Source organism: Dermabacter sp. HMSC08H10, from assembly GCF_001807585.1.
In the GTDB taxonomy this organism is placed as follows: Bacteria; Actinomycetota; Actinomycetes; order Actinomycetales; family Dermabacteraceae; genus Dermabacter; species Dermabacter hominis.
The window spans coordinates 310,618-337,119 of record NZ_KV789425.1 but is presented as its reverse complement, the minus strand read 5'-3'; the positions used below and the strand labels follow the sequence as shown (position 1 = coordinate 337,119).

Genomic DNA, 26,502 nt, shown 5'->3' with positions numbered 1-26,502 from the left:
GCCGTCGACGCCGATGCCGGCCGACGACTGGAAGTTACGGACCGCGGTATTCGTGCTACGGCCGAAAACGCCGTCCGCCTTGATGTCCGCGCCCGCGGCCTTGAGCAGGTTCTGGAGGCTCACGACCGCATTGCCGCGAGAACCCGGGCGAAGCTTCGGAGTGCCGTTCACCGCGGTGGGGTTGTTCGCCACGAGAGCTGAGCGGGTGCGGGCACCGACAACGCCGTCCACACCGATGCCAGCCGACGACTGGAACGTGACAACCGCATTGCGGGTCTTGCGGCCAAAGGAACCGTCAACGTTGATGCTTGCACCGTGGTGGTTGAGAAGCGACTGAAGTGCCTGAACATGCTTGCCGCCGCTTCCGGTGCGCAGCGGGCTCGTGCCGAGCGCAGAGATGGACGGAAGCTTGGTGCCTGCCTGTGAAACGGGGCCGCGATGCGTGGAAGGTGCAGCATCGGCGGGAGCGAGCCCGAGGCCGGTGGCGGCGGTTGCTGCAACGGCGGTGAGGGCGGCAGCGCCAACGGCACCCTTGGAGACAGGGGCGAGGAGGCTGCTGTAGTCGATGACGGCGGGGCCTTCGGCACGGTGTGTGCCGCGCTGTGCAGTACGAAGCATAGAGAGCAACTTTCCTACCCTCGCGATTGGTGTCCGCACCAATTCCCGCCACAGGGTGCACATCGAGGAAGCTCCCCCCCGAAGTGACGGGAAGCGATCGCGGGGGGCAAGTCACGTGCATGACTCGCGCTCCACATTAGGTGAGGGGTAGGGGGCTCGGGGACTCTCAGGAATCAATCAGAAGCCCAAATTTGCCAAACCTTTACCGATAATTGGCCAAAGTAATGCCGTGGTGGCTTTTCAAAAAAACTCCATCATGGTAGTTACATCGATGTAATTTCGTGGCGTGTATTCGTGCTAAAGGTGCTCGACTAAGGACATGAGGAAACTCGAAATGGGGAAAGAAAAAACCCCCGCCGAAGCGGAGGCTTTTGCTGGTGGTCGGGGTGACAGGATTTGAACCTGCGACCTCTTCGTCCCGAACGAAGCGCGCTACCAAGCTGCGCCACACCCCGAAAATTTCGCGAAAACCTTGAAAGGCTCGCGAACCTCATCAACTATAGCGCCTTCGCGCGTCATGAAGCGAATCGATGTGGCGTGATCGCCACCACCGTGCCGAGCGCCGAGCTCTAGGTCAGGCGAGGCCTGAGGGTGAGGAGCGTGACCTCCGGCCGGTTTGCAAAACGCATGTTGTAGAAGGGGCTCGCTCCAATACCGCCACTGACGTGCAGCGGAACGCCTCGATGGAAACTGAGTCCTTTTGCCTGTGAACGGTGAAGATCGCAATTCGTCACGATCGCGCCAAAATACGGAAGCGCAAGCTGGCCACCGTGAGTGTGCCCCGCGAAAATGAGGTCGCCCCCATCGTCGACAAACTGGTCAAGCACGCGCTTATAGGGCGCATGGGTGACGCCAATCTTGACGGAAGGCCGGGTGCCCCTGGCAGCACACGCCGGATCGACCGGGGGAAACTCGTCGTGCTCAAGGTGAGGGTCATCGACCCCGACAACCTCCACGTCGCAGCCCGGAAGCTCGATGAGGGCTCGAGCGTTCGAAACATTCGTCCATCCGCCAGCGGTCAATTTCGCGACGAGCCGTTCGACCTCGAGCGGCTCATTCTGAACGCCGTCACGGAAGTTCTTTGGCCTGGGATCGCGAAGGAGGTAGCGGAAAATGTTTCGCTTCCCCGCTGCGTATTTGTCGTTGGAGCCGAGGGCCAAAAGCCCCGGGCGTTCGAGGAGAGGCGCGATATCGCGTGCGATGGCATCGATAGCATCTTCGCTGGCCACGTTGTCGCCGGTATTGACGACGAGGTCGGGCTCAAGCGAAGCGAGGCTTCGCAAAAATTCACGCTTCTTCGTTTGCTCTGGAAGCAAGTGTGCATCCGACATATGGAGCACGCGGATTGGCTGAGCCCCGGAAGGGAGAACGTGCAGGTCGAGTGCGCGGATTTCGAAAAGGTTAATCTCGATGTGGCGGGCCCACACGTGGGCTGCCGCAGCGGTTCCGACGGCTGCAAGCGCGCCGGCGCCGCCAATGAGAGCGAGTGGCTTCGCGCTAGTCACCGGGGTAGAACTCCTCGTACTCGGTGTAGTCGTCATAATCAGGATCGCCAGGGTAGACGTAAATATAGCCGTCGCTATCGGGGACGCGCTCTTTCACCGGCGCCGTTTCCGCACGCGCAGCATTGGTGTCACTATTTCCCTGGTTAGTGTCATTCCCGTTTCCCTGGTTGGTGTCATTCCCGTCAGGCTGCGCGGGAGCTGGAGTTTTCGGGGCCTGCGGCTGCTCCGTTGGACCCTCTTCGCTTGAGCCCCCGGAATCCCGCGTTGGCGGGGCGGATTGGACGCCCTGGGGCTTCGGCGGGAACGGAAGCGAGGGAAGCCCCTCGTGGGCTTTGATCATGAACTCTTGCCACGTGGGAAGCGAGACCGTACTGCCCCACACGTTGCCTACGAGGCGCTGCCCATCGACCTTCACGCCGGTGGGCCGACGGTTGGAGGTGGGGTTGCCGAACCACACCGCGGTGGAGAGGTTCTTCGTGAAGCCTACGTACCACGTGTGATACTGCTTCCCCGAGGTTCCGGTCTTACCGCCGGCATCGTGCCCGGGGATCGTCTTGCCCTTGCCCGTACCCTTCGGGTCCGAAAGCCCCTGCATGAGGGTCCATGCCACGGCGTTCGCAACCTCGGGCTTGATGGCTTGAGTGCATTCCGAGCTCGTGAACGGAAGCTCCTTGCCGTTGCGGTCAATCACCGCTTCAATCGGCTGCGGCTTACAGTACTTACCTTCGGCCGCAAACGCGGCGTATGCAGCGGCCATGCTCACGGCGGGGATGTTAATCTCGCCGATGACCTGCGATGCCGGGGAGAGGTTCGTTCCGAACATATCGTTAACGGACTTTTCCTTGAGCTTCGGGTCCGCGTCGTCCCAGTTACCCGGGACCGCGCCGAGGGTACGCGCGGTATCAGCGATGTTGCACAGATCGGTGCGCAGCGCGATGTTGGCGTACGCCGTGTTGATCGAGAACTTGGTGGCGTCGAGAACGCTCATGGAGCCGTGGATGTCTCGACCGGCGTCCTTAAGACGCCACCCCGTGCCCGAGCGCCAGCGACCTTTCTTGAGGCAGTGCGCCGGGAAGTTGTTGAACGTGTTCGAGCCGCGCGGCACGGAGTTCCAGATCGAGCCGCCGTCGCTCAAGAATGTCGTGAGAACGAATGGCTTGAAGGTCGAGCCCACAGGGAAGCCGTTTCCGCCGCCAAGATAGCTGGGGGCCGTGTAGTTGAGTGAAGTCTCGCCGGGCTTAGCGTCCTTGTAGGGGTTGAAGGTGCGGTTTTGTGCCATGACCCGCACCTTGCCCGAGCCTGGCTCGACGCTCACGATCGCGTGACCGAATCCCGACTCGGAATCCGCGGGAACCTTGCGGTTGACGATGTCTTGGGCGATCTTCTGGCGGGCGGGATCGAGGGTCGTTTTGATCGTGAGACCGCCGCCATAGAGGAGCCTGCGGCGTTCCTCTTTAGTCTTGCCGAACTTCGGGTCGCGCATGAGCGTGCGCGTGACGTAATCGCAGAAGAAGCCGTTGCCTCCGGCGGTCGAGCAACCCGCGCGTGCGTCGGTAATCTTGAGCATGTCCTCGATCGGCTGCTCTTTGGAGGTTTCGTATTCCTCCTTGTTGATGTAGCCAAGCTGGTACATGTCGTAGAGCACTTGGTTGCGCCGTTTGAGGGCGTTTTTCGGATGCTTGACCGGGTCGTTTCCGTTCGGGGAGTTGGTGATGCCGGCAAGCAGGGCTGCTTCGCCCGGCGTCAAATCTTCCGCGCTCTTGGAGAAGTAGTGCTGGGCTGCGGTCTCGACCCCATACTGAGAAGGTCCGAACTGCGCTACGTTGAGATAGCCGTTGAGGATTTCGTCCTTGCTCCACTTTTTCTCGAGGGAGATGGCGATCTTGGCCTCGCGGAGTTTCCTAATGAGCGAGGATTCGGTCGCTGCCTTAATCGCCTCGTCATCGCCGCGCTGGAATGCGTCCATGAGCAGAGCGTTCTTCACGTACTGCTGGGTGAGCGTCGATCCGCCCTGAAGGCTCTTTCCGGAAAGGTTGGAGACGAGGGCGCGGAACGTTCCCTGCGGGTCGAACCCGTTGTGCTGGTAGAAGCGGCGGTCCTCGACCGCCACTACGGCGTGCTGAAGATCTTCGTCGATCTTGTCGAGCGGCACCATGACGCGGTTCTCGGAGTAGAAGGTCGCGAGCAGGCTGCCATCGGCCGCCTCGATGCGTGAGGCCTCGTTGAGGGGCGCGACGTCGAGCTCACTCGGGAGGGAGTTAAAGAGGTTCGCGCCATCTTTCGCGGCGGCCGACATCGCGGTCACGACAGGAAGGAAGAAGGCGGCAAGCAGCACGCCGGCGAGAAGACACACGGCGAGCAAGCCGCCCACGCCCGTGACGGCTTGGGTGAGAGTGGTGGTCGGTTCGTTCGAATTCGACCGAACCATTGGCTCCTGCTGAGACTGAGGCATGTCCACACCCTACTAAGGCGGGCGCCCAAAGGGCAGTATCGCGCGTGTGAAAGTTGTGGGGAGACCTCGAATTGGGGGTCGCGTCACACTTTTATTAGTATGGAGTCACGCCAAAATTCGAAGTGAGTCAATCCGGGAGGTGCGGCAGTGAGCGTGGGCAGCGTTGACACGATTCACGACACGCGGCATTGGGCGGCCCAAGGGGCGTGTGCGAGCCTCAATCCCGAAGAATTTTTCGTGCAGGGTGCCGATCAACACAAGGCCAAAGTGGTGTGCCGTTCATGCCCCGTGCTCAACCAGTGCCTTGCCGACGCGCTCGACAACCGCATTGAATTCGGTGTGTGGGGCGGCATGACGGAACGCGAACGGCGCCGCCTCCTTCGCGAACACCCGGGAGTCACATCGTGGCTGCCCGTGCTCGAGAACCGGAAAGGTTCAAGCGCCCCCCGCTAAGCTGGGTGCATGGCTACGATTCACAAGTGGGAATACCTCACGACACCGCTGCTGATCCACAACACCAAGGCGATCCTGGACAATTTCGGCTCCGATGGTTGGGAGCTTGTCCAAGTCATCCAAGGGCCGCAAGGGCCCGAATCTCTCGTTGCTTATTTCAAGCGACCCATCACCGAAGGAGCCTGATTTTCTATGAGTACCGTCGAACAAAAGCTTAGCGAGCGCGGCCTTTCCCTCCCAGAGGTGGCAAAGCCCGTTGCCGCCTATGTTCCCGCCGTTGTGACCGGGAATTTCGTGCAGACTTCCGGCCAGCTGCCGCTAGTGGGCGGCAAGCTCGAGGTGACCGGCAAAGTGGGTGCCGAGGTTGAGGCTGAGGAAGCGAAGAAGGAAGCTGAGAAGGCCACCCTCAATGCCCTGGCCGCGATCAAGGCTGAGATCGGGGATCTCGACCGCATCACGCGCGTCATCAAGGTGACGGGTTATGTCGCGTCGGCTCCCGACTTCACTGCCCAGCCCGGCGTTATCAATGGCGCGAGCGAGCTGCTCGGTGACGTCCTCGGTGAGGCTGGTTCGCATTCGCGCGCGGCCGTCGGCGTTGCGGCTCTTCCGCTCGATGCATCCGTTGAGGTGGATCTTCTCGTGGAGTTCCGCTAGTCATGCAGCGCGAGCCCGATTCTTCCGGCGTGCACCTTTCGTGGGTGCTCGCTCCGAATGCAGGGCCGCGAACGCTTGATGGCACGCGCACGTACATCTTTACTGCGGGGCGCACCGTGTGGATCGTCGATCCCGGTCCCGCAGCGCGTGCACATGCGCAAGCTGTCGTCGACGCGGTGGTCGCTACCGGCGCCCGCCGCGTCGGCGGCATCATTGTGACGCATCATCACGAAGGGCACACTGGCGCGACGTCGATGGTGCGGCGAGCCCTTAGTTCCGCAACCGGCATCACCGTTCCCCTGTGGGCTGCGGAACCCGCCCTGGTACCCGGCGCGGCGCCGGTTCCGAGCGAGATTTCTCTCGACGGGCGCGTCGTGGCCGATGTTCTCCATCTCCCGGGGCACACCGCCGATTCGATCGGCCTACTCCTCGAAGGCGGAGAATTCCTCACGGGAGACACGCTCCTCGGTGGGGCGCCAAGTGTGGTGGGCGAGGACTGCACGCTCCACGAGTACCTCCAGTGCCTCAACATCATTCGCGTGATGTGCATGGACGGCCGCATTTCGGGCCTCTATCCCGGTCACGGTGACCCGATCGAGGCTCCTCACGAGGCGCTCGTTGCGTCGCAAGAGGCGCTCGCGTACTGGCGCGAACGGCTCGAGCGCGTAAGGCAGGTGCGCGAGCGCGGGGTTCTTACGGTGCGACGCATGTGCAACGAGATCTACGGAGGCGAGCTCGCTGCGTTGAAAGACGATGGCGCGAGCGCGGACGATGTCGCGTTTTACCGCGAAGGCGCTGAGCGCAACATTCGCGCGGCGCTCGAATACATCACGGGCACGGACCGGTAGGAGCGAAAAGACGAACACCGAGCTGCCCAAGGGGCGCGCCAGATAGCACGAAGGGAGCGACCCGCGAGTGGGGCCGCTCCCTTCGTGCTGTCTGTGCCGTGTGGCAGTGAATGCTTAGCGTGCGCGGCGGCGCAGACGCTCGATGTCGAGGAGCAGCACTGCGCGGGCCTCGAGGCGAATCCAGTTGCGGTGTGCGAAGTCGGCAAGCGCCTTGTTCACGGTTTCACGCGAAGCGCCAACGAGCTGCGCGAGCTCTTCCTGCGTAAGGCCGTGGGAGACCATGATGCCCTCGTCGCTCTGGCGGCCGAAGCGCTGAGCGAGGTCGAGCAGGTTCTTGGCGACGCGACCGGGGACGTCCGCGAACACGAGGTCCGCGAGCGAGTCGTTGGTCTTGCGCAGGCGGCGTGCAAGCGAAGCGAGGAGGTGGCGGGCCACCTCGGGGCGCTGCGCGAGAACGCGGTACAGATCCTGCTGGGAGAGGGAGTAGAGGGTCGTCTCGGCGACAGCGGTTGCCGTGGCATTACGCGGGGCCGGATCGAAGAGGGAAAGCTCGCCGAGGGTTTCGCCCGGGCCGAGCACGGCGAGGAGGTTTTCACGGCCATCACCCGAAGCGTGGCCAACCTTGATCTTGCCGCTCGCGATGATGAACAGGCGGTCGCCCTGATCGCCTTCGCGGAACACGACGGAGCCTCGGTGGAAATCCTCCTGAGTCATCGAGTCAAGGACAGCCTGCTTGCCGTCGTCATCGAGCGCGGCAAAAAGCGGTGCTGAACGAACGATGTTCTCGTCCACGGTTCCTCCTGGGGTTGCGCTGGTGTAGCGGAAAATTGTGGGGTGTGCGACGTGCACACGCGTGCTCCTTAACAGTAATACCTGATCTGTGACGGGGCCCAGGGAATTCCCGAAACTGCCCGTGCTATTTCTGCTTGGCTGGACACACGTGCACAATGGCAGCATGAATTCGGGACTCAAGGACCACGCTGTGCCCGCGGTAAAGCGCGTTGATGAGGAACTCGCAAAGCTCTACCCCGACGCGCGTTGCGAGCTCAATTTTTCGAGTGCCTTTGAACTGCTAGTCGCGACGGTTCTCTCGGCACAGACCACCGATGCGCGAGTGAATTCTGTGACTGCGGAATTGTTCAAGCGCTGGCCGAGTCCAGAGGTCATGGCGTGCGCCCCCGAAGCAGAGGTTGAGGCCGTTGTGCGTCCGCTCGGAATGGCTGGAAGGCGCACCGCCCACGTGCGGGAGCTTTCTGCACGCCTAGCTGCGAACTTCGGAGGCGAAGTCCCCGATGACCAAAAGGCGCTCGAATCCCTTGCGGGCGTTGGTCGCAAAACCGCCCATGTGGTGCGCGGAACGTGGTTCGGCCACTCGCTACTCACGGTCGATACCCACGTGGGCCGGCTCGCGCGCAGGCTCGGCTGGAGCGAGAGTTCCGCTCCGCGGACGGTGGAGGAAGACGTGGTGGCGCGCGCTGGGGCCGACGGTTGCCAGGTTCCCGTCGACCTCACGATGCTGTCGCACCGGCTGATCTTTCACGGGCGGAATCTATGTACGGCACGAAAACCCGCGTGTGGCGAGTGCCCACTCGCGGCCCTCGAGGTTCCGTGCCCGAGCGCCTTTCGGGACTAGCCGGAAGGAGCAACAAAAAGCCAAGAGACGGCGGGGTGAAGCCGACGTCGGACACCGCGCCGCGGGTGCCCGCGTGAGCCGAGCGGGGAGGGTGACCCAGGCCGCGGATCTTTCGTCCAGCGAAGGGCGCACGATAGAATGGAGCCTGTTTCATGCGCGTGAGCGCTCGAGAGTAAAGGCAGGAATCACTGTGCCGAACGGCAAGGTCAAATTCTTTGACGCTGAAAAGGGCTTTGGCTTCCTCGTAAGCGAGGATGGCCAGAGCGTGTACGTGCACGCGTCGACCCTCCCCGAGGGGGTTCAGCAGCTCCGTAAAGGCCAGCGCGTCGAGTTCGACATGGTCGACGGCAGCCGCGGCCCCCAGGCGCTGACGGTACGCCTCCTTGATCCTGCACCCAGCATCGCCCGTGCGCGTCGGGTCAAGCCGGAAGACATGGCCGTTATGGTCGAGGACCTCATCCAGCTTCTCGACGGCGCCTCGAACGGGCTCCGCCACGGTCGTTATCCCGATAGGGGCCACGCGCAGAAGGTTGCGGCCGTCTTGCGCGCCGTCGCCGACAACTTTGAGGCGTAGTCGATGACTTCTACCGCTCCCGCGAAGGCGCGCACGCGCGCCCCGAAACTCGATGCCGTTTGTGCGGCGGCGATCGAACAGGCTGCCGCCGCCGTGATCGAGGTTGCCGAGCCCGATCAGGTCGGCGCGCACGTACGCGCCGAAGCGAGCGGCGAGCGCCTTGTCACGCACTTTTTTGAGGCCACGATGCCCGGTTACGCGGGGTGGACCTGGATCGCGGTGCTTGCGCGCGCCCCGCGCGCGAAGGTCGCGACCGTCTGCGAGACCGCGCTCATTCCGGGCGAGGATTCCCTTCTCGCACCCGAGTGGGAGCCGTGGGCGGAGCGTCTTCGCCCCGGTGATGTCGGGGAAAACGACGTCCTGCCCTACAGCGCCGACGACTCTCGCCTGGAGCACGGTTACGAACAGACCGACGACGAAGAAGCCGATCGAGTGGCCATGTGGGAGCTCGGCCTCGGTCGCAAGCGAGTGCTGTCGCGCGAGGGCCGCGAAGACGCCGCAAAACGCTGGATGAGTGGCAATTTCGGCCCGCGCGAGGTCAGCAAGCGCGGCCGCAAAGGCACCGTGAAGGCCCAGTGCCGCTCGTGTGGCTTCCTCTCCCTGCTCAACGGTTCGCTGCGCCAGGAATTCGGTATTTGCACGAATGAGTGGTCGCCTGCCGATGGGCGCGTAGTGTCGCTACAGTACGGCTGCGGCGCGCATTCCGAGACCGACGCCGAGAAGCAGAACATCGCGGGGGACCTGCCCGAGAAGGTTCTCGACGAAGAAGCCGTCGACTACGAAGATCGCTTCGAGGAAAAGTCGATCATCGACGAGGCTCTTTTGAAGAAGGAGCAGGAGAAACTCGCGGCGAAAAAGGCCAGCGAAGAGAAGTAGCGTCTCCTAGCGGGCGGCGACGACCGAGGCGAGCAGCGCCTCAAGTGCGAGCTGTGGTGGCACGTTCATGCCCACCCGTTTGCGGGCCGTCCCCACGGCATCGAGTAGAGCGAGCGTGGTCTGCGCCGAGTGCACGCGCGTGCGCTCGGTCAGCTCCCGCTCGATGCCGGGATTGACGAGCGTCGCACCCGTGTCGAGTTGGAGTGCGAGAACGTCCCTGAACACCGAGTGAATGTCGAGCAGAAAGCGGTCGATGACGTCGCGCACGAGGCGGGTCGCGCGTCGCTTCGCCTCGTCGTCGAGGGCCTTGACCTGGGCGCGTAGTGCCGGAGGGATGCGCCCGCCGGGTTCGATGCCTGCTCCGCGCATGAATGCTTCGCGCTCGCGGGCGCTCGTCTCGTCCGCTTCGGCGTGCGCCTCGGTTTCGGCGCGTTCGATGAGAGCCTTCGCGAAGGCGATCGCGTGCCCAACACTCGTGAGGGCGAGAAGCCTTCGCGCAGACTCTTCGCGTTCCTCGAGGGTTTCGGGGTGCAGGCCGTAGCGGCGGGCGATCCCGATATGCCCCTGCGCGCTCGCCGCGGCTCGATGCGCGAGTTCGGGTGCAATGCCATCGCGGTTGATGAGGAGCGTCGCGACAGCGTCCGCTGGTGGCACCTGGAGGTTCACCACTCTGCAGCGTGAGCGAATCGTCTGTGCGAGATCCTGCGGCGAGGGAACGCACAGCAGCCACACGGTTCGCGGCGGCGGTTCCTCGATGGCTTTAAGGAGCACGTTGAACGTGCCCGGGCTCATGCGGTCGGCATCCTCGATGATGAGAACGCGGTGGCGCCCTGATGCCGGTGCGCGCTGCGCAGTCGCCACGAGCTCACGAACGTCGTCCTTCGAGATCGTGAGCGTCTCGGTACGCACGGCGGTCACGTCCCCGTGGGTTCCCGCGAGAACGGTGCGGCACGGCTGGCACTGTCCGCAGCCAACACCCTCACGCGGGGCGTCACACAGGAGACTCGCCGCGAACGCACGCGCGATGCTTGAGCGACCCGATCCCGGCGGGCCGGCGATGAGCCACGCCTGGGCGAGAGAGCCGCCCGGTGAGGCAGCGCGCGAGAGCTGTGCGACCGCGGCGGATTGGCCAACGACCGTGTCGTAGACGTTCACAGGAGCGAATCCGGGGTCGTGGTGCCCTCGACCGGGTGTTCAGCGGCGCCCGTGAGGGTGTGGGCATTGACGCGAACCCAATCGGCGAAACGTTGCGTGATCTCCGCGTGGACGTCCTCGACAGACCGTGAGGCGTCGATGACGATCCACCGCTCGGGCTCGCGCCGCGCGAGATCGAGGAAAGCCGCGCGCACGGCCTCGTGGAACTCGCGGCCCTCCCGTTCGAGACGGTCCAGGGACGCGGCTTCGCGTCGCTGTGCGAGGGTCTCGGGCGAGACGTCGAGGAGAATGGTGAGGTGGGGAAGCAGCCCTTCGGTGGCCCACATCGACAGCTCGTACACGTCGTGTGGGTTCAGTGCGCGGCCTGCGCCCTGGTAGGCGACGGAGGAGTCGAGGTATCGATCGGCGATCACGATCCCGCCCGAGGCGAGCGCCGGACGTACGACGCTCTCGACGTGGTGGGCGCGATCAGCGGCGTAGAGCAGTGCTTCGGCACGATCGGAAACGTGATCCGAATGGAGGATCAGCTCCCTGATCTGGGCACCGAGCGGGCTCCCGCCCGGCTCTTTCGTCACGGTGACGTCAGCACCCGCAAACGGGGAGCCCTCGCCACGAAGCCACTTTTCGAGCAGCGGGATCTGCGTGCTTTTGCCGCCGCCGTCGCCGCCCTCGAACGTGACGAAAAGGCCCGTTTCCGACGGTGAGGCTGAGGCGGTCGTCAGAGGCGTACGCGGTGCAGTGGAATCGATGCTCGACATGACGCCATTGTCTCAGGTGAGGATGAATGCGCCCCTATTTTGCCTCGCTCGGGTAGCGCACACCGACAATCTCACGTACACGATCCATGACCTCGAGGACCGCGAGCGTGTCGCGCGCACCCCATCGCGGTGATTCGAGAAGGCCGGCGCGAATGTTGCGCGCCGCCTCCGCGATTTCGAAGGCCATGCCGTAATTGCCGCCATCGGGATGAGCAGGCAGGGAGTAGGGTAGCGAGTCCTCGTACGTGAACCGCTCGGTCACGTCCTTGCCGTTTTCCCCCGCTTCGAACTGGGTCACGGTAAAGGAATTCGGAACGAAGAACCACGAGTCCACGTCGATTTTGCCGCGCGTGCCGAGTACGTGCGCCTCGACTGAACTGCGCGCACCAAGCCCCGTCTGCACGGCGTATACGGTGCGGCCCGAGAGGCCCGAGATCGAGACCATCTCGTCGACCCCCGTTGCGGTGAGGGTTCCCGTCGCGTGCACCTGCGTGGGCGATCCCGCGGCCCAGTGCGCAAACGCGAGCGGGTATACGCCGAGGTCAAGGAGTGCCCCGCCGCCAAGTTCCGGGGCATACAGCCGGTGCTCGGGGTCGAAGGGGAAATACTGGCAGTGATCGGCGATTACCGCGGTGACCTCGCCAATCACGCCGGATTCGATGACCTGGCGGATGACGTCGTAGTGCGGCATGAAGCACGACCACATCGCTTCCTGCACGTATGCGCCCGTGCGTCGAGCAGTCTCGAAAAGCTCGCGCGCCTGGGCGGCGTTGAGCGTCATCGGTTTTTCGATCACGACGGGAATGCCAGCCTCGACGACCTTTGTCGCAAGCGCGAAATGCTGAGCGTGAGGCGAAGCGACATACACGACCTCAAGGCCCTCGTGGGCGAGGAAATCGTCAACACTCGCATAGGCGTGGGCGAGGCCGGCGTCGGATTCGAAATCCTCCGCGAAAGCCTGCGCGCGCTCGAGCGAACGCGAGCACACGGCGGTGAGGCGGGAAGCGGTCGCCGCGTGCATCGTACCGATGAAGTTCCTGGCAATCCCGCCGGGGGCGATCACACCCCAGCGGAGGCCCGGCGCCTTGGCGGGATCGGGAACGGACGTCGTGGGCAGCGTCAACGGTGCAGTCATGACACCACCGTACGCGAGCCGCCGCTACTTTTTCGTGGACTTCGCCCGCGAGCTGGACTTTCGCGTCGTTTTCCGCTTTGCAGGGCCCTTCGCGCGCTTCTCCGCAAGACGCTCGACGGCGCGCTCGTGAGTCATCGTCTCGGGCGACTCATCCTTGCGAAGCGTGACGTTCGTCGTGCCGTCGGTGATGTACATGCCGAAACGACCGTCTTTGATCACGATCGGTTTCTCGCTCGTAGGATCCACGCCAAGTTCCGCGATCGGGGGTTTTGCCGCCGCGCGCCCGCGCCGCTTGGGCTGGGCGTAAAGTGCGAGGGCCTCTTCCTCGGTGATCGTGAACAGCTGTGCTTCGGTTTCGAGCGAGCGCGAATCCGTGCCCTTCTTGAGGTACGGGCCATAGCGGCCATTCTGCGCGGTGATCTCGACGCCCTCCGCGTCCTTGCCGACGACACGGGGGAGCGAGAGGAGTTTGAGGGCGTCCTCGAGGGTCACGGTCGCAAGGTCCATGTCCTTGAACAGCGAAGCCGTGCGGGGTTTCGGCTGTTTCGTTTTCGGGAGGGCCTTTGTGGCCTCATCAAGCTCGAGGTTTTCCGTGACGTAGGGGCCGTAGCGACCGTCCTTTGCGAGGATTTCAAAGCCCGAATCGGGGTCGCGGCCAAGCACGCGACCGTCGTCCTTTGCGCGTGCCATGAGCTCTTCGGCCTTCTCGAGCGTGAGCTCATCCGGTGCGAGATCGGCGGGAACATTCGCTCGCTGAGGCGTATCGGAACCCTCGACCGCCCTTTCGATGTAGGGGCCGTACTGGCCCATGCGAAGGTCGATGCCGTTGCCGATCGGGACGGTGTTGATCGCGCGCGCGTCGATATCGCCGAGGTTGTCGAGGGTCGCCTTGAGACCGTCCTCGGCGGGGGTGTCGAACGAACCGGACTTGCCGTAGTAGAAGTCGCTCAGCCAGTGCACGCGGTCCGTGTTACCCGCGGCGATTCGGTCGAGCCCCGCTTCCATATCGGCCGTGAACTCGTAATCGACGAGCGTCCCGAAGTGCTCCTCGAGAAGCTTCACGACGCTGAACGCGAGCCAGCTCGGCACGAGGGCCGAGCCCTTCTTTTCGACGTAGCCGCGATCCTGGATCACGGAGATCGTCGCCGCGTAGGTCGAGGGGCGGCCGATCCCGCGCTCCTCGAGTGCGCGCACGAGTGACGCCTCTGTGTAGCGCGGCGGTGGCGTTGTTTCGTGACCGTTCGGCGTGTACTGAGCGGCCGTGAGCTGCTGCCCCTCCTTCATTTGGGGCAGGCGCTTGTCCTTGTCATCGTGTTCCGCATACCGCGACTGGTCGCGGCCTTCCTCGTAGGCCGCGAGGAAACCGCGGAACGTAATGATCGTGCCCGAGGCGCCGAACTGGGCGGTGCGCCCCTTGCCTTCAACATCGAGCGTGACCGACGTGGTCGTTCCCTTGGCGTCGGCCATTTGAGACGCCACGGTGCGCTTCCAGATCAGTTCGTACAGGCGGAACTCGTCGCCACTGAGCTGGCGAGATACCTGCGCGGGTGTGCGGAAGTTCGAACCCGCCGGGCGAATTGCCTCGTGGGCTTCCTGCGCACCCTGCGACTTGTTCGTGTACACGCGAGGGCGATCCGGAACGTACTCCGCACCGTACATTTCCTGGATCTGTGCGCGGCTCGCGCGAATCGCCTCACCGGACAGCACCACGGAGTCGGTACGCATGTAGGTGATGTAGCCGTTTTCGTAGAGCCGCTGCGCGGTCGACATCGTGTGGCGGGCACCCATGCGCAGTTTTCGGCTCGCCTCCTGCTGGAGGGAGCTCGTCGTGAAGGGGGCGGCGGGCCGCCGCGTGTAAGGCTTGGACTCGAGATTTCCGACGGTGGCCTTCGCTCCGTCGAGGGCGTCGATGAGAAGTCGCGCGCTTTCTTCGGTCAGAACGGTGACGTTTCCCTTGAGGCTCTTTTTGAGTTCGCCCGTATCGGTAAAGTCACGCCCCGTGGCGACCCGCTGGCCGTCGAGGGTGCGTAGCTGCGCGGTGAAGGCGGGGGTGTCGACGCTTCGATTCTCCAGTTCAGAGGTGATGAACTCGCCCGTCACATCCCAGTACGAAGCGGCCTTGAACGCCATGCGCTCGCGCTCGCGGTCGACGACGAGGCGTGTCGCCACCGACTGGACGCGGCCTGCGCTCGTGCCGCGGCGAACCTTGCGCCACAGCACGGGGGAGAGCTCGTAGCCGACGAGTCGGTCGAGAATACGGCGGGTTTCCTGGGCATCGACGAGCGGCATGTCGAGCTCGCGCGTCTCGGTGAGCGCCTTTTGGATGGCTTCCTTCGTGATCTCGTGGAACACCATCCGGTAAACGGGAAGCGACTTCTTGGGTTTCAGTGCCTCGAGGAGGTGCCAGGCAATCGCTTCACCCTCGCGGTCCTCATCGGTTGCGAGGTAGAGAGCATCGGCCTCTTTGAGGAGCTTCTTGAGCTCGGAGACAGTCTTTTTCTTGTCGGGATTGACGACGTAGTAGGGCTCGAAGCCTTCTTCGACGTTGACGGCGAAGCGGCCGTAGGGGCCCTTCTTCATGTCGGCGGGCAGCTCTTTGGGCAGGGGAAGGTCACGAATGTGTCCCACTGACGCGGCGACCGTGAAGTCGTCCCCGAGGTATTTCCCGATGGTCTTTGCCTTCGCGGGGGACTCGACGATCACGAGGTTGCGAGCGCTCACTCGATGTACTTCCTTACTGCGGTGTGTGCGTGGCGGGGGTGTGTCCCCGCGTGGTTTACCCTGCCCCGTACGGTAGCACTAGGCGGGGTTTGGCTGCTCAACGATGTGGAGAAACCCCCATTCGACGAGGACGCGGAGTGTGCGGTTGATGCTCGCGCGTGCGCCCGCGATTTCAGCGCCTTGATCGGCGGCTTCGAGAAGTGAGGCGTAGGCCGTGAGGAAAATATCGAGCGGGTATTCCCCGGTGAGGGGGCCGACGATGGCCGCGGTGTGGGTGTCGATCTGAATGGTGCGGCCGAAGCCGCCGCCCTGAACGAGGTCGATCACCATGGGGTCGTCGTCGCCGGGCGTGTAGTGGCGCCGCTCGATGACGTCATCGGCGCGTGCGAGTGTGAGCGAGGCGAAGGCCTCGTCGTCGAGCTGCGCGAGGCGCGTGCGCGCGCGAAGCATTTCGGCATAGCGGGGGCCGAGAGGGCCCGCTCCCGTCGTTTCGACGTGGGTGAAGTCGACGAAGCGCTTTTCTCCCTCGCGCGGTTGCGCGAGGAGCACGTGGCCGAAACCGATGCCGCGGACATCGCGCGAGGCGAAGTCGTCGAGCCACGCGTGGGTCATCGGTTCCCAACGCTCGTCGCGGTCGGTGACGCCTCCGTCGCGAAGCCAGGTCGAGGCGTAGGAGGCCGGGTCCTCGATGTCGCGCTGGACGACGAGTGCGCTCGCACTCGAGTTCGCGAGCCACGTGCGTGGGCGCGCATCCCATTCGGAGCCGCGGGTGATCTCCCAGTTCGCCAGCATGGCGGCGACGCCGCCGGGGGCGAGGTAGGCATCGATCTCGGCGAGGAGGTTCGCGACGAGTGCGTCGCCTTCTGCTCCGCCGTCGCGATACGTCCAGGTCTCCGCATCCTTCACACGGGGTGTGATGACGAACGGAGGGTTGGAGACGATGAGATCGAAAGTCTCGCCCGCGACAGGTTCGAGCATTGAACCCTGGCGCGTTTCGATCGTGTGTCCTTCGGGCAGCGTTTCGCGATTGAGGGCGACGTTGAACTCGGTGATTGCGAGAGCGCGTTCGGAGATATCGGTCGCGACAACGCACCGGGCGTGACGCGCAGCGTGGAGCGCCTGAATGCCGCACCCCGTGCCGAGGTCGAGCGCGCGGGCGACCTCGTCGCGAGGCGTGATCGAGATGAGCGTTGAAGTCGCCCCGCCGATGCCAAGCACGTGTTCACCGTCGAGCGCGCGGCCAGTCGCGAGTTCCCCGAGATCGGAAACGATCCACCAGAGGATCTCGCCGAAATCATCGGTGGCCTGATATGGGCGAAGATCGACGGTCGCGGCGAAGGCGGAGGTGGCGTCGGAACCCGTCCCTTCTGCTGGCGCCACGAGGCCGAGGGCGAGAAGCCCGTCCGTACCGAGGTTAGGGAGGGCGCGGTCGAGTTCGGCGCGCGTGGCGGTGCGGCCGAGCGTGAAGAGGCGCATGAGAGTCGCGGCCGCATTGCCCTGATCGGCGAGCGGATCAAGTTCGCGACGTGCGGGCAGCGGATTTTCGCGTTCGAGAGCTGTGCGAGCGGGAGCGCTCAGGAGATCCTCGATTCCATCCGCCGTGTATTGCGCGTGAGCGAGATCCGCGCGCAGAACCGCGAGAAGATCGGTATCGGGCGTGGGCGTCGGGAAAAGCTCGGTGGTGTGGCCTTGCGTGCTCATGCCTACCATTGTTGCCTACGACGCGAACAGATCGAACATGAGTGGAGGCGGCACGTGAGGAGCGAGGCTTTCGATGCCGAACGGGCGCTCGCGCGCCTCACTACGCCCCCGCATCGCACTGACTCCCTCCGGCATATCGAGCGCCGGCCCGCTCGCGAGGCACGCTTCGCTGAGTGGCCGAGATGGACAAACCCCTCACTACGCGCCTACCTCGAAGACAGCGGGATCGAACGCCCGTGGTGGCACCAGGTTGAGGCCGCCGAGTTTGCGCACGCGGGTCGCGACACGGTCATCGCTACCTCTACCGCTTCGGGAAAATCGCTCGGTTATCTCTTGCCCGCGCTGACCGATATCCAGGCACGCCGAGAGGATCCGTCGGCCCGGCGCGCGAGCGCCCTCTACATCGCCCCCACAAAAGCGCTTGCCTACGACCAGTACACGTCGATCTGCCGGCTTGCGGACGGGGCCGGCCTCGGGGACGTACGCGCCGCCGTATTCGACGGCGACACCCCGACCGAACAGCGTCGCTGGGTGCGCCGCCACGCAAATTTTGTGCTCACAAACCCCGACATGCTGCATTACGGGATCCTTCCCGGTCACGAGCACTGGATTCCGTTCTTTCGAACGCTGCGATACATCATCATCGACGAATGCCACGTCTACCGTGGCGTGTTTGGGGCACACGTTTCCATGCTGATGCGACGCCTCGCCCGCATCGCCGAGTACTACCGCGCACGGCCCACCTTCGTGCTCGCGTCGGCAACCTCGGCGAGCCCGGAGGTGAGCGCTTCCCGGCTCGTGGGTAGGAACGTCACGGCTGTCACCGAGGACGGTTCGCCGAAAAACCCCCTCACGATTGCGCTGTGGGAGCCGGGAATCGCCGATCTCGACGAGGGCGAGGACGCGCGCGAGGCCGCGCGCAGGGCGAAAGAGGAGCGCGAGCAGGCGGAAAAGGCCGGGGTGAAAGCCCACGTGGAGGTCCGACGGCGGCCTGCCCCCACCGAGGCCGGCGCTCTACTCGGTGACCTCGTATGCGAGGGGGCGCAGTCGCTCGTCTTTACTCGCTCGCGGCGTTCGAGCGAGCTCGTCGCGAAGGGGGCGCAGCGCGCCGTCAACGCTGCCGCGGAAGCGACCGGATCCGCCATGCTTGCCGATCGGGCCACGCGCATCGCCGCCTATCGCGGCGGCTATCTTCCCGAGGAGCGCCGCGCACTCGAGGCCGCGCTTCGTTCGGGACAGCTTCTCGGCCTCGCCTCGACCAACGCCCTCGAGCTTGGCATCGACATCTCCGGTCTCGATGCCGTGCTCGTGACGGGGTGGCCGGGGACGCGCGCGTCCCTGTGGCAACAGTTCGGGCGCGCGGGCCGGGCCCACGGAACTCAGTCGCGCGAGGCGCTTGCAATGTTTATTGCGCGCGAGGATCCCCTCGACACGTACGTTGTGCGTCACCCCGAGATGATCCTCGAAGCCGACGTCGAGGCCGCTGTGTTTGACCCCTCCAATCCGTATGTGATGACTCCTCATTTGTGTTCCGCCGCTGCGGAGATTCCCATTCGCGACGGCGAGGAGGAGCTTTTCGGGCCCACGAGCCGGGAGCTTCTCGAGAACCTTGCCGGGAGGGGAATCCTTAGGCGTCGCCCTCACGGGTGGTACTGGACCCTTGACGAGCGCCCCCACGACCTCACCGATTTACGTGGAAGTGGAGGTGAGAGCGTGCGGATCGTCGATCAGGCGAGCGGGCAGCTGATCGGCACGGTCGATGCCGCGAGCGCTCACCAGCACGTCCACGACGGCGCCGTCTATCTCCACCAGGGAGTCTCGTACGTCGTGAACCACCTCGATGTCGAGAACGCCGTCGCGATGGTGCGTCGGGAGAGCCCGCAGCACACCACCCAGCCGCAAGAGACCTCGTCGATCAGCGTGCGCCAGGTCGAGCGCAGCGAACGGTGGGGTGACATCGCCGTGTGCTTCGGGCAGGTCGAGGTCACCGACCAGGTCACCGGTTACCAGGTGCGCGACATCTACACCTCCGCCGTGCTCGGCGAACACCCACTCGATCTGCCCGCGCGCACCCTCGTCACCAAGGCCGTGTGGTTCGAGATCCCCGCAGACGTCCTCCACGCATGGAGCCTCGAGGAAGCCGATTTCCCTGGCGCCCTCCATGCGGCCGAACACGCACAGATCGCGATGCTTCCCCTCCTTGCCACGTGCGACCGCTGGGACATTGGCGGCGTGTCTACCGCCCTGCACGCCGATACCGAAAAGCCCACGATCTTCGTGTACGACGGCGCTCAGGGCGGCGCCGGCTTCGCGGAGCGCGCCTACGAGAGCGCCTCCGCATGGGTTCGCGCGACCGCCGACATGATCGAGGCATGCGGATGCGAGGCGGGCTGCCCCGCATGCGTCGTCTCTCCGAAGTGCGGCAACGGCAACGAGCCCCTCAGCAAGAAGGGCGCCCTCACGGTTCTGCGGGAGCTGGGCCGGCACGTGCCAACTTGGTGAGAGGTCCAAGGGTCGTCATTTTCAATGTCGCTCGATACGCGAGAGCCGCACCTCTGTGCCTGTAAAAGTGCCCCTGCTCAGATGATGAAATTTTTTGATGTGAATATTTGAGTTTTCGCAGGTGATCGTCACTATCTGACTATGCTTTTAAAGCGCGGGTCACCGGTTGACTCGCGTCGACGTGAAGGTGGATGACAGTGTTTGGTATGCGTTCTCGACTCCGTAGGGTTGCTGGTGGGCGTTCGTCGGTTGTGGATCCCAATCTTGATCGGGCCGCTCTCACGGCACGAGCCGGGGAGGTGCCGGAGAAGGAAAGCGTCGCCATCGCCCGCCATCTCGCAAGGCTGAGGAATTTCCGAGCAGCTTCTGACGTGATCTTGAAAACTGATCTCGAGAGGCTGTCTTTACTGGATCAGTGTTTTGCCGGAACGACCCTGCTGCAGTCCCATCACGGTCTCGTCTCGGATGAGCTTCTGGTTGAGCGCCTCGAAACTCTCGGTGCTCAAACGCTGCAACCGGCTGAGGCAGTGAGGCTCGCGGAGTGGGGCCAGCTTTCAGGGCTGCCTGTTGAAGAAAAGCTGAATGTCCTCGACAAAATGCGGATCAATCGCACGAACTCTGACGCTGCCGCGAGCGCTCAGAGGGACTTGCGTTTTCGCGCCTTTCGGTTGCGTGCAGACGCATTAGAAGACGTCGACGTGCTCGCATTTTTTGAGGGAGAGGACGAAGACCCTCTCCAGAGAAAAGACAATCTTCGCTATGTCACGGCGCTAATCACTCACGGGCACGCCGACACGGCCCGAGTTCTGGTGGAGACGCAATTAAGTCGGCACGGACTGGCGGACCGTGCAGTTCTCGAAGCAGCGATGCGTTTTGACTCCGGTTCGCTACTCGACGACCTCTCTGCAGTCCCTGCTGCGCATCGGGCCGCCCCGGGGGTACTCGCTCTCGCTCATGATTTGCGGTCAGAGGGTGAGTCCTACGAGGCCCTATTTCAATCGTGCCGCAACGCGACCGCTGCGGCGTTCCCCTCCGCGAATGTCTATCAGAAAGACGCGCTTTTGCGTGTACTGACTGTGAAAGACCTCCTCCCCGAGTTAGATTTCCTGGTGCCGGATCTGCGTGGAGTCCCTGACACCGTTCTTGGCGCTCGTTGCGGCCGTGGCCTCATCGCTATGGAGAAGGGTGCGAATCAGGACTCCGCAGACCTCTTGCGTTCGGTACTCCGTGAAGATCCAGGATTCACCGCTGCCGCAACCGGGTTACGATTCGTTCTCGCTAGGCTAGATAACGACGAAGACGTCATTGGGCTGCGAAACGAGGTCGGCTACGGAGCGGCTAGCGCCGGCAGGGCGGGCGTTCGCACAGGCGATCGGGACCAAGCCACATCTCTTCTGCTCACAGGTGATTACCTGAAGAGCTGGAGAGTCCGCCGGACAGCGCCGCAGTGGCGGATTCTTAAGCGAGAGCTCGGTAGCCGTTTTTTAAACTACGAGGAGCTGCCGGAGAAGCCTGGATCTTCGCTCTTTCTCATCGCGGATGATGGCGTAGGTGACGAGATCCGTGGTGCGCAGTACCTTGGTGCGCTTGCTGAGCGGTTCGACGTGACCGCTACTTGTGACCCCCGTTTACGTACACTGTTGGAGCGAAGTTTCCCGACGATTCGCTTCGTTGACGTTCCTCGCAGAATCAGGGGCACGTTGAACCCCATCTATGACGGCAGGTATTCCGATTTCATTCTCGCGAGCCATCTTCCAGCGCATTGCGATCCGTACGTCAAGGCTGCTGATTATGTGACCTTTGGTCAAAACCTCACCTTTAACCGCTTTGCTGGTGTCCTGCCCAGGCTAGATACCGGCGTCTACCTCATTCCTGACCCAACTCGAGTAGTACCGCGCAGCCAGGAAAAACTTAAGGTCGGGCTTGTGTGGAAGAGCCATCTTGCAAGCGCCTCCAGAAAAATGATGTACCTCGGTGTCGAACAGCTGACTCCGCTGTTAGACGTCCCAAGTGTCGAATTTTGGTCTGTGCAACATGCCTCCAATGCTGAGGAGGCAGCATTCTGCGAAGAGCACGGGATTCGCCAAATTGAGAATGTGGACCTTTTTGATGACTTCGAGGGTCTTGCGGGGCATCTGTCATCGATGGATCTTGTGATCGGTATCAGTACCGTGCCGATGGAGCTTGCTGCCGCTGTAGGAACACCCACATGGCTTCTCGGCTTCTCGCCGGAAAACTATTACTACCGGACCGCTGGCGGCGAGACGGAAATTGATCAGCTCTCCCGCAACTCCACTGTTATTGCGCCACGCTGGATCGATTTCAGCTCCTCATACGACGAATGCGTGGAACAGGTGATGGTGGAGTGCCGAAAGCGCTTGGAGCGTTTCACCCATGATCGGGTTGACGGAATTAAATAAGAGCAGTCGTTCGGCTGGGGGCAGTACTTGTGTAGGTCTCCGGGCGATACCAGCGCGCTCACGGTTCTGCGGGAGCTGGGCCGGCACGTGCCGCTTCGGTGAGCAACTGGTTGCCGAGTAGCGGCACGTGCACTCTTACGGTGACCGTCACGTGCGCCTCAAGCCCGCTCACGTTGCAGCTCTGAAGAAGGGCGCCGTGCCGTTCGGCGACCTCCAAAGCGATCTCGCAGGCCCCGCTCGTGGCGCCGCCGCCGGCCAGTGCATCCGCAGCCGAGAGCGCGGAGAGTTCAGCGGCTGAGGCGGCAAGGGAGCGACCGTGGTGGACGATCCCGAGCCCCACGAGGACCGTGAGGATCGCCGAGACAATTGCGATCGCTCCGAGCGCGGTGGCTGTTGCGTTACCGCGCTCCTCGCAAAACCCCGCCCTCACGGCCCGTTCCTTACGAGGTGTGGTTCGAGGCGCGTGTGGGCACTCGCCTCGAGCGGAAATGTGGCCCCGAGGATTGGCCCGCCGACGTGCCACGTTGCGTGTGCTTCCACGGTGACCCACTCACCGCTCGTGCTCACGGTGAACGTGGCCTCCTTGCCGCTTACAACTTTCGCTTTTGCGACCGCGGTATTTGGGTCAGCCGAAATCATCATTTCGCGTGCGGCGGTACGTGCCCCCTCCGCGAGACGCGCGTGGCTGATGAACAGGCCGCCCAGTGACATGACCAGTGCGAGGAGGGCGAAGACGGCGATGAGGACCACCGCCGTCTCCGCCGTGGCCGCACCGGAATCCGCACGAAGCGCACGCCTCAAGGTGCGCGTACGTGTCTCGGCTTCCGGTGTCATGCTCAGCCCGCCGAGTGGAGGGCGCCCTGAATGAGGCTCGTAAGGATGCCCTGCATCTCGCCGCTCGTGAGCACGGCGAACAACAGCGCGGCAAAGGCGCACGCGGCGACGATCGTCACCGCATATTCCGCGGTTGTCGCGCCAGTGTCATCCGCGAGGATGTCGCGGGTTCGTAGTTCCGTCTTTTCTGTCGTGTGGTTGTCGATCATTGATGTATCCCCCTTCAAGGATGTGTGTGGTGCTGCACGCGGCGGATGCCGCGCGCCTACGGCCACAGTTGGCCGAAGTGTGTGGTGACGAGATCCGTGATGATCGGGACGATGCCGAGTAGCACGAACGCCGGCAGAATCGTGAGGCCGGTGGGGAGCACGAGGCGCACCGAGAGTCGCGCGGCGGCTTCATCGACCTGGCGCAACCGCGCACGGCGACGGTCGCGAGTGACGGCCGTCAGGATCGGCGCGAGACGCGCTCCCGTCGAGTGAGAGAGACTTGCCGCACTCGTGAGTGCTGAAAGGTCTCCCTCGAGCCTCGATAGTGCCTCGGCGGGGGCCATGCCTCGAGCGAGAGCATGGCCGGCCTCGAGGAGCGCGGGCCCCGGCTGCGTGTTTTCAAGGGCTTCGCCCACGCGCGTGCACGCCGATGCGAGTGGGATCCCAGAGTGCACAACACTCGCGATCAAATCGATCACGATCAACGGATCGATGTCCGCGCCCTCTCCGCGCGCTGCGGCGAGCATGCGGTTCATCCACGCGAAACCGGCCGCGGTGAGTACGATTCCGGCCGCGAGCATGAGAAATCCATGCGGCGACGCCAGGAGCACGCGCAAAGGATTCGCCCCCATTGCATACCCGAGAGCGATAGCGAAAAGCGGCAGCGCCATGAGCACTCGGGCCGTCGTCTTTGCGCCCGCGAAGGCTGCTGTGCGTGCCCTGGTGGCGTCGGAAGAATCGCGAAGTCCACCGGAGAGTGAGGTGAGTAGACCGGAAAGCGGAGCCCCCGTGCTCTCGCACATGACGTGGCACAAAACGACCGCGCGCACCGCCTCGCGAGGCGCGTTGAGGACCCCGTTCATGCGCTGCACCAGTGCGGGAGGAATGCGCGCCATAGTTTCGGCAAAATGCTTTTCCCGAGGCGTGGATGTGGCATCTGCGACGGCGGCCCACGCCTGCGGTGCCGTCACCCCCGCGCCGAGAGCCATCGCCACGTGGTCGAGAAGGCCGGCGAGCGCATCGTCCGATAGTCGAGCGTGGCCTTTCACCTCGCACCCCCGTGCCCGAGGCGTGCCTCAAGCGCATCGAAGGCGGGAAAGCGCCGCTCACGGGTCCCAAAACTGACTGCGGGCACGCATTCGAGCCGCCCATCCTTCCCGCGCTGTAGGAGGGAAATGGTTGAGAGGGCACGTCCCTCGCGCGAACGGTGCATGTGGAGAACGACCGTGATTGCCGAGAGTGCTTGCGATGCAAGCGCAAGTGGATCGAGGCCGGCGAGCGCACCGAGGGCCTCAAGCCTCGCGGGGACATCCGCCGCCGTATTCGCGTGGAGCGTTCCGCACCCGCCCTCGTGCCCCGTATTGAGTGCCTGGAGGAGCTCGCGGATGTCTGCGCCTCGGCATTCGCCGACGATGATCCGATCGGGCCGCATGCGCAGGCACTGCCTGATGAGGGTCGCGAGGCTGATCTCTCCCATGCCCTCCGCATTAGCGTGGCGCGCCTGAAGGTGCACGACGTGGGGATGAGCGGGTCGAAGCTCGGTGGAGTCTTCGACGATAATGATGCGCTCGCGGGGATCGACGGCGCCGAGCATCGCGCCGAGCAGGGTCGTCTTTCCGCTTCCGGTTCCGCCACTCACGAGGAAGGATAGGCGCGCGCGAATGATTGCATCGACGAGAGCGCGGCCCGTGGCCGTCAGCGTTCCCGAGTTCTCGAGGTCATCGAGGCAATAGGGGAGGGTGGCGGCGCGCCTAAGGCTGATGCTCGCTCCGCCCACAGATAGTGGCGGCAGCATTCCGTGGAAGCGAAGGTTTCCGGGCAGCTGCGCGTCAGCCCACGGCATCGCGTCATCGAGCCGGCGGTTGCCGAGTGAGGCGAGCCTGGTCGCGAGGGCCCGCGCATCGTGCGCGGAAAGAGTAAGGCTCGTACGCTCGAGACCGTTGAGTGAATCGATCCACACGCTGCCGTCGGGGTTGACGAGGATGTCACTGACACCGTCGGTCGCGAGATCATGGAGCGGGCCGAGACCCTCGAGATGATGCCGCACCTGATCGGTGAGATCGAGGAGGCTCGCGCGGTCGAGGATGAGCCCGTGCGAGTGAGCGACGCGCGCGATGCGGCGCGCATCGATTTCCCCCGGTTCTTCGCGAAGCGATTCATGAATTCCGGTGAGGAGCTCGTCGCTGAGAATCATGCCCTACCCCCGCCCATTCCGGAATCGGCGAGCTTTGCGAGAAAACGTTTGCAGGCGGCTTCGATGCCCTTGCGGTCTCGATCAAGACCGGGAACGAAGCCCTCGCGGGCACTTCGGTACTCGAGCACGATGGGCGCGCCGAGCTGCTCGGCCACGTCGCGCGCCCGATAGCTCTCGCCGCGCCGGCGCGTACGTAGAGCGATGCCGATGCGGGTGCGCGGATGCACCCCGCGAAGCACATCGAGGGTTCGCGCCGTCGCGGCGAGTGCGTGTTCGCTCGGATGGACCGAGACGAGAGTGATGTCGGGACTCACGTGCGGTTCGATCCCCGCTCCGAGCGGCGCGTCGAGAACAAGAGTGCCGGGTGCATTCGCAAGACTCGCGATGACCTGGGGATTCACGGATTCCTCTCGCGTTCCCGAAAAGGTGAGCAGGCGGTAGCCGTCGATGAGAGGAAGAGCGTCGAGGAGCACCTCGGCATCCGTCGTGCCACTTGCCGCTCCCAGATCACTCCACCGCGCGCCCGCCACGTGCCGGGCCTGCACGAGCGTGTCGATTCCGCCGCCGAAGGGATCGGCATCGACGAGTGTCGCGGGCATGTTTCGGCTTGATGATGCGAGGGCGAGAGCGATCGCGAGAGACGTCGACCCTGCGCCTCCATGTCCCGAAAGGCACGCGATCACACGGCTTCGGCCGCTGCTCGTGGCGAGAGAGGAAAGGTCGCTAATAAGCTCCGAGGATTCCTCCGGAAGAAAACGAAGTGAGCGCGCTCCGTGGGCAAGCGCTTGCTGGTAATCACGCTGTTCGGGCTCGTTCTCGCACACGGCGAAGAGGGGGAGTGCTGGGTATGCCTCCGCTGCGCTAGCGAGGAGCGACGTCTCGCACACGACTGCACGCACGTGCCCGCGAGGCGTTTTCGCCGTGGCGACGTCGAAGCCGGCCGCTTGAACGCGGTCGCGCACGAGGGTTTCAAGCTCGCCGCTGTTGCCGAGCCACGCGATCGTGGCGCTCGCATGTTCGTGCGGGGAGGGCGGAGCGTCAAGCGGAATGCGGCTCACGAAGGTCGAGGGATCGCGACGACCATGCTCAACTCGGGGAAATACGTGTGTCATGGCTCCATGTTTTGCCGCTCCCGGGGCCCATTCCAGTGCCCGGTCATTCTTGGGGGTAGAGGCGGATTGTGGGGTCAGACCGGAGGCGAAAAACACGAAGCGAAATGGGGGGTTGCGTGGCTCACATCGAGTGTGTAAAGTGGGGGAC

At 63.9% G+C, this 26,502-nt stretch carries 24 protein-coding genes and 1 tRNA gene; 9 read left to right on the top strand and 16 right to left on the bottom strand.

The window, feature by feature from the left end; genetic code table 11:
* From HMPREF3176_RS07270 to HMPREF3176_RS07255, 4 genes are all read right to left on the bottom strand, one after another.
* On the bottom strand, positions 1 to 618 hold a 618-nt coding region (locus tag HMPREF3176_RS07270; protein WP_168161961.1), incomplete at its 3' end, for a peptidoglycan-binding domain-containing protein.
* Positions 619 to 996: 378 nt separating this feature from the next.
* Positions 997 to 1,073, bottom strand: a tRNA-Pro gene (locus HMPREF3176_RS07265).
* A 114-nt stretch (positions 1,074 to 1,187) separates the two neighbouring features.
* Positions 1,188 to 2,123: a metallophosphoesterase gene (locus tag HMPREF3176_RS07260; protein ID WP_070459187.1), complete on the bottom strand. Its 936-nt coding sequence runs from the start codon at positions 2,121 to 2,123 to the stop codon at positions 1,188 to 1,190.
* Positions 2,116 to 4,575: a transglycosylase domain-containing protein gene (locus HMPREF3176_RS07255; RefSeq protein WP_070459185.1), complete on the bottom strand. Its 2,460-nt coding sequence runs from the start codon at positions 4,573 to 4,575 to the stop codon at positions 2,116 to 2,118. Before HMPREF3176_RS07255 ends, HMPREF3176_RS07260 begins: the two co-directional genes overlap by 8 nt.
* 147 nt (positions 4,576 to 4,722) lie before the next feature.
* Here HMPREF3176_RS07255 and HMPREF3176_RS07250 point away from each other — a divergent pair, with 147 nt between their 5' ends.
* Genes HMPREF3176_RS07250 through HMPREF3176_RS07240 form a run of 4 tightly spaced genes read left to right on the top strand, consistent with a single transcriptional unit; the run spans position 4,723 to position 6,530 of the window.
* Positions 4,723 to 5,028 (top strand): WhiB family transcriptional regulator, encoded by a 306-nt coding sequence (locus HMPREF3176_RS07250; RefSeq protein ID WP_016663301.1) that lies wholly within the window; start codon positions 4,723 to 4,725, stop codon positions 5,026 to 5,028.
* Between the two features lie 9 nt (positions 5,029 to 5,037).
* Positions 5,038 to 5,214, top strand: coding sequence for a Sp36 family protein (locus tag HMPREF3176_RS10240; RefSeq protein WP_016663300.1), 177 nt, complete (start codon positions 5,038 to 5,040; stop codon positions 5,212 to 5,214).
* 6 nt (positions 5,215 to 5,220) lie between these two features.
* A complete protein-coding gene (locus tag HMPREF3176_RS07245) occupies positions 5,221 to 5,682 on the top strand; it encodes a RidA family protein (protein WP_070459183.1) in 462 nt (153 codons plus the stop codon).
* A 2-nt stretch (positions 5,683 to 5,684) separates the two neighbouring features.
* On the top strand, positions 5,685 to 6,530 hold the full coding sequence (locus HMPREF3176_RS07240; RefSeq protein ID WP_016663298.1) for an MBL fold metallo-hydrolase: 846 nt from the start codon (positions 5,685 to 5,687) through the stop codon (positions 6,528 to 6,530).
* Between the two features lie 114 nt (positions 6,531 to 6,644).
* Here HMPREF3176_RS07240 and HMPREF3176_RS07235 read toward each other — a convergent pair whose 3' ends face one another.
* Positions 6,645 to 7,322: a Crp/Fnr family transcriptional regulator gene (locus HMPREF3176_RS07235; protein ID WP_016663297.1), complete on the bottom strand. Its 678-nt coding sequence runs from the start codon at positions 7,320 to 7,322 to the stop codon at positions 6,645 to 6,647.
* 163 nt (positions 7,323 to 7,485) lie between these two features.
* On the opposite strand from HMPREF3176_RS07235, the gene nth reads away from it, so the two are divergent.
* The 3 genes from nth to HMPREF3176_RS07220 all read left to right on the top strand — a co-directional run bounded on the left by nth (position 7,486) and on the right by HMPREF3176_RS07220 (position 9,613).
* The gene (gene nth, locus HMPREF3176_RS07230) at positions 7,486 to 8,163 is read left to right on the top strand and encodes an endonuclease III domain-containing protein (RefSeq protein WP_051120595.1); all 678 of its coding nucleotides are present in this window, start codon (positions 7,486 to 7,488) and stop codon (positions 8,161 to 8,163) included.
* Positions 8,164 to 8,353: 190 nt separating this feature from the next.
* Positions 8,354 to 8,737, top strand: a complete 384-nt coding sequence (locus tag HMPREF3176_RS10640; RefSeq protein WP_016663295.1) for a cold-shock protein — start codon at positions 8,354 to 8,356, stop codon at positions 8,735 to 8,737.
* Between the two features lie 3 nt (positions 8,738 to 8,740).
* The gene (locus HMPREF3176_RS07220; RefSeq protein ID WP_016663294.1) at positions 8,741 to 9,613 is read left to right on the top strand and encodes a DUF3027 domain-containing protein; all 873 of its coding nucleotides are present in this window, start codon (positions 8,741 to 8,743) and stop codon (positions 9,611 to 9,613) included.
* A 6-nt stretch (positions 9,614 to 9,619) separates the two neighbouring features.
* Here HMPREF3176_RS07220 and HMPREF3176_RS07215 read toward each other — a convergent pair whose 3' ends face one another.
* From HMPREF3176_RS07215 to HMPREF3176_RS07195, 5 genes are all read right to left on the bottom strand, one after another.
* Entirely contained in the window at positions 9,620 to 10,768 is a 1,149-nt protein-coding gene (locus HMPREF3176_RS07215) for a DNA polymerase III subunit delta' (RefSeq protein WP_070459180.1), read from the bottom strand.
* Positions 10,765 to 11,526 carry a dTMP kinase gene (tmk, locus tag HMPREF3176_RS07210; RefSeq protein ID WP_070459178.1) on the bottom strand — a complete coding sequence of 254 codons (762 nt, stop codon included), beginning with the start codon at positions 11,524 to 11,526 and terminating at the stop codon, positions 10,765 to 10,767. The genes HMPREF3176_RS07215 and tmk overlap by 4 nt, the downstream gene beginning before the upstream one ends.
* A 34-nt stretch (positions 11,527 to 11,560) precedes the next feature.
* Positions 11,561 to 12,661 carry a Gfo/Idh/MocA family protein gene (locus tag HMPREF3176_RS07205; protein ID WP_070459176.1) on the bottom strand — a complete coding sequence of 367 codons (1,101 nt, stop codon included), beginning with the start codon at positions 12,659 to 12,661 and terminating at the stop codon, positions 11,561 to 11,563.
* Positions 12,662 to 12,685: 24 nt separating this feature from the next.
* Positions 12,686 to 15,382, bottom strand: coding sequence for a type I DNA topoisomerase (topA, locus tag HMPREF3176_RS07200; protein ID WP_070459175.1), 2,697 nt, complete (start codon positions 15,380 to 15,382; stop codon positions 12,686 to 12,688).
* 78 nt (positions 15,383 to 15,460) lie between these two features.
* Entirely contained in the window at positions 15,461 to 17,083 is a 1,623-nt protein-coding gene (locus HMPREF3176_RS07195; RefSeq protein ID WP_070459174.1) for a DUF7059 domain-containing protein, read from the bottom strand.
* Positions 17,084 to 17,137: 54 nt separating this feature from the next.
* Between HMPREF3176_RS07195 and HMPREF3176_RS07190 the strand changes: the two genes are divergently transcribed.
* Both HMPREF3176_RS07190 and HMPREF3176_RS07185 read left to right on the top strand, forming a co-directional pair.
* A complete protein-coding gene (locus tag HMPREF3176_RS07190; protein ID WP_070459172.1) occupies positions 17,138 to 19,585 on the top strand; it encodes a DEAD/DEAH box helicase in 2,448 nt (815 codons plus the stop codon).
* 251 nt (positions 19,586 to 19,836) lie between these two features.
* Positions 19,837 to 22,005: a glycosyltransferase family 9 protein gene (locus tag HMPREF3176_RS07185; protein ID WP_141742383.1), complete on the top strand. Its 2,169-nt coding sequence runs from the start codon at positions 19,837 to 19,839 to the stop codon at positions 22,003 to 22,005.
* A gap of 58 nt (positions 22,006 to 22,063) precedes the next feature.
* On the opposite strand, the gene HMPREF3176_RS07180 is transcribed toward HMPREF3176_RS07185, so the two are convergent.
* Genes HMPREF3176_RS07180 through HMPREF3176_RS07155 form a run of 6 tightly spaced genes read right to left on the bottom strand, consistent with a single transcriptional unit; the run spans position 22,064 to position 26,354 of the window.
* A complete protein-coding gene (locus tag HMPREF3176_RS07180; protein WP_070459168.1) occupies positions 22,064 to 22,435 on the bottom strand; it encodes an Rv3654c family TadE-like protein in 372 nt (123 codons plus the stop codon).
* A complete protein-coding gene (locus HMPREF3176_RS10345; protein WP_070459166.1) occupies positions 22,432 to 22,839 on the bottom strand; it encodes a TadE/TadG family type IV pilus assembly protein in 408 nt (135 codons plus the stop codon). The genes HMPREF3176_RS07180 and HMPREF3176_RS10345 overlap by 4 nt, the downstream gene beginning before the upstream one ends.
* A 2-nt stretch (positions 22,840 to 22,841) precedes the next feature.
* Positions 22,842 to 23,048 carry a DUF4244 domain-containing protein gene (locus HMPREF3176_RS07170; protein WP_016663285.1) on the bottom strand — a complete coding sequence of 69 codons (207 nt, stop codon included), beginning with the start codon at positions 23,046 to 23,048 and terminating at the stop codon, positions 22,842 to 22,844.
* A gap of 56 nt (positions 23,049 to 23,104) precedes the next feature.
* Complete coding sequence (locus tag HMPREF3176_RS07165) at positions 23,105 to 24,097, bottom strand: type II secretion system F family protein (protein ID WP_070459164.1); 993 nt, start codon at positions 24,095 to 24,097, stop codon at positions 23,105 to 23,107.
* Positions 24,094 to 25,242 carry a TadA family conjugal transfer-associated ATPase gene (locus tag HMPREF3176_RS07160; protein ID WP_016663283.1) on the bottom strand — a complete coding sequence of 383 codons (1,149 nt, stop codon included), beginning with the start codon at positions 25,240 to 25,242 and terminating at the stop codon, positions 24,094 to 24,096. The genes HMPREF3176_RS07165 and HMPREF3176_RS07160 overlap by 4 nt, the downstream gene beginning before the upstream one ends.
* A complete protein-coding gene (locus tag HMPREF3176_RS07155) occupies positions 25,239 to 26,354 on the bottom strand; it encodes a CpaE-like family protein (protein WP_070459162.1) in 1,116 nt (371 codons plus the stop codon). The genes HMPREF3176_RS07160 and HMPREF3176_RS07155 overlap by 4 nt, the downstream gene beginning before the upstream one ends.
* Positions 26,355 to 26,502: the final 148 nt, after the last annotated feature.